Origin of the sequence: uncultured Cyclobacterium sp. (assembly GCF_963976465.1) — a bacterium.
GTDB lineage: Bacteria > Bacteroidota > Bacteroidia > Cytophagales > Cyclobacteriaceae > Cyclobacterium.
In genome coordinates this window covers 1-3,866 of record NZ_CAXBOC010000507.1, presented here as the reverse complement: position 1 = coordinate 3,866, position 3,866 = coordinate 1, and the positions used below count along the sequence as shown (strand labels likewise).

At 37.9% G+C, this 3,866-nt stretch carries 3 protein-coding genes; all 3 read right to left on the bottom strand.

What is annotated here, in order from left to right:
• On the bottom strand, positions 1-356 hold a 356-nt coding region (locus tag AAC037_RS21250), incomplete at its 3' end, for a c-type cytochrome domain-containing protein (RefSeq protein WP_339905452.1).
• Between the two features lie 175 nt (positions 357-531).
• On the bottom strand, positions 532-2,061 hold the full coding sequence (locus AAC037_RS21245) for a RagB/SusD family nutrient uptake outer membrane protein (protein ID WP_339905450.1): 1,530 nt from the start codon (positions 2,059-2,061) through the stop codon (positions 532-534).
• 14 nt (positions 2,062-2,075) lie between these two features.
• A partial coding sequence (locus AAC037_RS21240) for a SusC/RagA family TonB-linked outer membrane protein (protein WP_339905448.1) occupies positions 2,076-3,866 on the bottom strand: 1,791 nt, incomplete at its 5' end.

The window sequence follows — 3,866 nt, the reverse complement described above, 5'->3', positions numbered from 1 at the left end:
CTAAGATCTGTCTCTTCAGTAACCATACGCTCATAAACAGCACTTCTCAAAGGATTTCCCGGTACGATCGCATAATGATCTTTATTTTCCCCAATCAAAGCCAAGGCTTCAGACTCCACATCCAACCTCAAATTAGCTTCTCTTTTGTTCACATCAGGACCATGACAAGCAAAGCATCGGTCAGATAAAATAGGTTTAATATGCAAGTTAAAATTTACCTTTTCAGGTAATGTGGCCTCGACTTCTTTAGGAAATTCAATGGATTTATTGAATGAGACCACCCAAATAATTACCAGAGCAATCGTCACAAAAAAAGCAATTTTTAATATAAGGCCTTTGTTCATCTTATACGCCATTCACAAAATTTTACATTACAATATACGAATTGCCTTTATAAAAATTAATGAAAATGTCATGACCTGAAATATTTGTATTTGTAAGGACAATCCAAATACTCTTTGGTCATGACAAAATTCAAGTGAGCCAGTTTTAATTTACTATTTTACGATTAACATTTTTTTAAATAAGCAATTACCAGCCAGGGTTTTGTTCTAAATTATTATTGAAAGCAATTTCATTGTCCGGGATCGGCAATAGGTTATGCCGGTCTTCATAACCATTCGGAAACTTAACTTCTATCAACCCTCCATCTGCGGCTTTAATATCCACCGGATAAATATCTTGACCTATCTTCCACCGCTTTATATCCGCCCACAAAATGCCTTCACCAAAAAATTCAACTACCTTTTCATGCCTTAGTTTTTCTCTTGCTTCTTCTTGAGAAAGTCCAGTGGACAATGAGGTTATTTTAACATCTGTCCGTTCAGTTCTTATTCGATTGATAATACTTATTGCTTCAGGAATATTTTGATTGGTTTCAATTAGGGCTTCGGCTTTAGCCAACAGGACATCGGCATATCTCAAAACTATAAAATTTAAAGGAGATACCCTCGGAGTAAGTAAAGCTATCCCCTCACCTACATTTTTACGCAACCCAAAACCCACTCTCTGTCCGGTGTGATTAGGTACTTCAGAGGGGTACAATTTACCTTCAAAGGTGGCGCCTGGTCTAAGAATAGAAAAATCTAATCTGGGATCTCTGCCCTCAAATTCATTATTTGGATCCACTGCAGATCCATCAATCATTTCATATTCGTCAATAATATGTTGAGTAGGAGCTGGATCACTGGCACCTGCTGCCGCAACACCACCCGGAAGCGCCAACCAAGCAAAGAAATTACCTTGTCCTTGCTCCCCAGCAATGTATTGTATATCAAAAAGTACCTCTTCATTGTTTTCATTATCCAACTTGAACAAGCCTTCATAGCTTGGAAAGAGATCATACATTTCAAGCGCATCTATTTGTTCTATAACCTGCAAAACTTCGGCGTATTTGTTTTGGTATAGGTATGCTCTCATTTTCATCCCTAATGCGGCACCTTTGGTAGCCCTTCCTAACTCATAACTGACAGGGGCTAAATTTTGTACTGCAAAATCATAATCCGAAATAGCCTGAGCCCAGGTTTCTTCTAATGTATTTCTACTTAATGAAGTTATTTCTTCCGTGCTTAATTTTGTCAAAATAATAGGTACACCACCATAAGTTTCTGCCAATAAGGCATAGGCAAGTCCTCTGATAAAACGTACTTCTCCTAAGTAAGTAGCTTTCACATCAGCAGCAAGTTCCACATTTTCTATATTGGATATAAAGTCGTTTGAGAAATTTATTATACGGTAACACATGGTCCACCGCTCATTTAACAAACCTCCTGAAGTACTGGCTGTAATGGATCCGTTTCCAATTTGCTTTTCCATACCATTCCAGTGAGCCCATTGATAAGCGTAAGGGGTGATGGCGTCAAAAGTTGGTCCTGAACCATATACCCCCCGGTGTTTAAGCACACTATAAATTCCATTCAAAGCCAATTTAACATCACTTTCATTTTGCCAAAAAGAAACAGTTGTAATCCTGTCGGTTGGATACACTTCCAGAAAATCATCTCCACAGGCGGTACCAAGGAGCATCGCCACTAATACGAAATTAATTTTAAATATTTTCATCGTTTTCATAAGGTTTACAGATTAATATTAACACCAAGAGAAAGGATTCTAGGAAGGGGATAATAATTATCTCCTGAATTAAATGTGTTTCTTTCCGGATCAAATCCCTCATAGTCTTTGGACACTATGGAACCCAAATTTTGTGCATTACCATATAGGTAAAGTTTTTGGACACCAAGTCTCTCGGTGATGGAGGCAGGAAAAGTATAACCCAATTGAACATTTCTGAGTTTTATAAAAGAAATATCACTCACCCAATAGGAAGATGCTTCACTTCTCCAGGTATCACTTATTGATATTCTCGGTACGGTCGTACTTGGATTGTCTGGAGTCCAGGCATCTCTCCATTTTTCTGTGATGGTTCCTCCTGAAATACCCAATGGTTGGGTCCAGGCATTTTGTGTATAAACACTAGCCCCCGCGATACCCATAACCAAAACGCTCAAATCAAAACCTTTAAAATTTAAACTGGGTGTAAGCCCAAAAGTATACTTAGGGATGGTGTTCCCCAAAGCCATTTTGTCCTCAAAACCCAAACGGCCGTCATTGTTAACATCTTCATATTTCAATTCACCAGCTTGAGGAATATAGCCATTTGCATTCATATGTTCGGAAGCTTCCTGATCCGATTGATAGATACCTATGGCTTTGTATCCATAAAGCTCCCGATAAGAAAATCCCTCACGAATTAGATACAATTGGTCGGGTGAATTTTCTCTAAACTTGGTTACCTGATTGACTATATAAGTCATATTCACTCCAAGGTTATACCCCAGTTCGTCCCTGTCTGTAGCCAACTTCGAATAATTTATATTGAATTCAAAACCATTGTTGGTCATCTCCCCTACATTTTCAAATGGCGCACTTACCCCCCCAAAAATGGCGGGAATAGGTAATTGTACAATGATGTCGTTGGTGGTTTTTCTAAAATAGTCTGCTTCAACAAAAATCTGATTGTTTAATAAACCAAATTCTAATCCCAAATCAGTAGTTACCGAAGTTTCCCATCCGATGCTTTCATCAACAAGAGCCGTAATGCCTGCGCCGGGCGCAAAGCTTCCTGAAAAGTTATAACTTAGTCCGTTTGTTTGGTTGACTACAGCCAAATATGGCCAATAAGAATTTATATTTTGATTGCCTAATTTACCCCAAGAGGCTCGAACTTTCAGGTCTGATATCAAATTTTGACTTTTCATAAACTCTTCCTCTCCCAATCTCCAACCGGCTGAAAATGCAGGGAAAACACCCCAACGATAGTCTTCTTTAAACCTTGAACTACCATCTGCCCTGAGGTTCATTTCAAATAAGTATTTGTCTGATAAAGCATAATTCACACGTCCGAAGTAAGACATCATTTTAAGCTCACTCATATTTCCATTCGCTTGGAACCCTGCAGTACCGGCATCTATTTGAATTAAACCCTCCTTAGGGGGACTAGACCTTCTGCCATATACATTTTTTATAACAGTACTTTCAATTTGAATACCTGCAATCGCAGAAACATTATGTTTTTCATTAAATGTTTTGTTGAAATTTAAAGTGGAATACAAGGTATTATAGTTACTCTGCACATTACTTCTACTGGCTTCTAAAATAGTAAGGTAATCCAGGTTTTTGCCTTCCACTCCGGTATGAGTATATCCGTAAACTAAGTCATTATGTCTATCTACCAAATTACTGTTATATTGAGAAGTTAAGTTGGTTTTTAAACTCAGATAGTCAGTAAAATCTATATTAGCAAACACGTTCATTTTGAAAAAATTATTCTCTGTAACGGATAAACCGTTGGCCGTTTCTATCAAAGG

What these genes read in the sequence shown, in the direction of transcription:
- AAC037_RS21245 (WP_339905450.1), bottom strand. Translation starts at nt 2,061, where the DNA reads ATGAAAATATTTAAAATTAATTTCGTATTAGTGGCGATGCTCCTTGGT.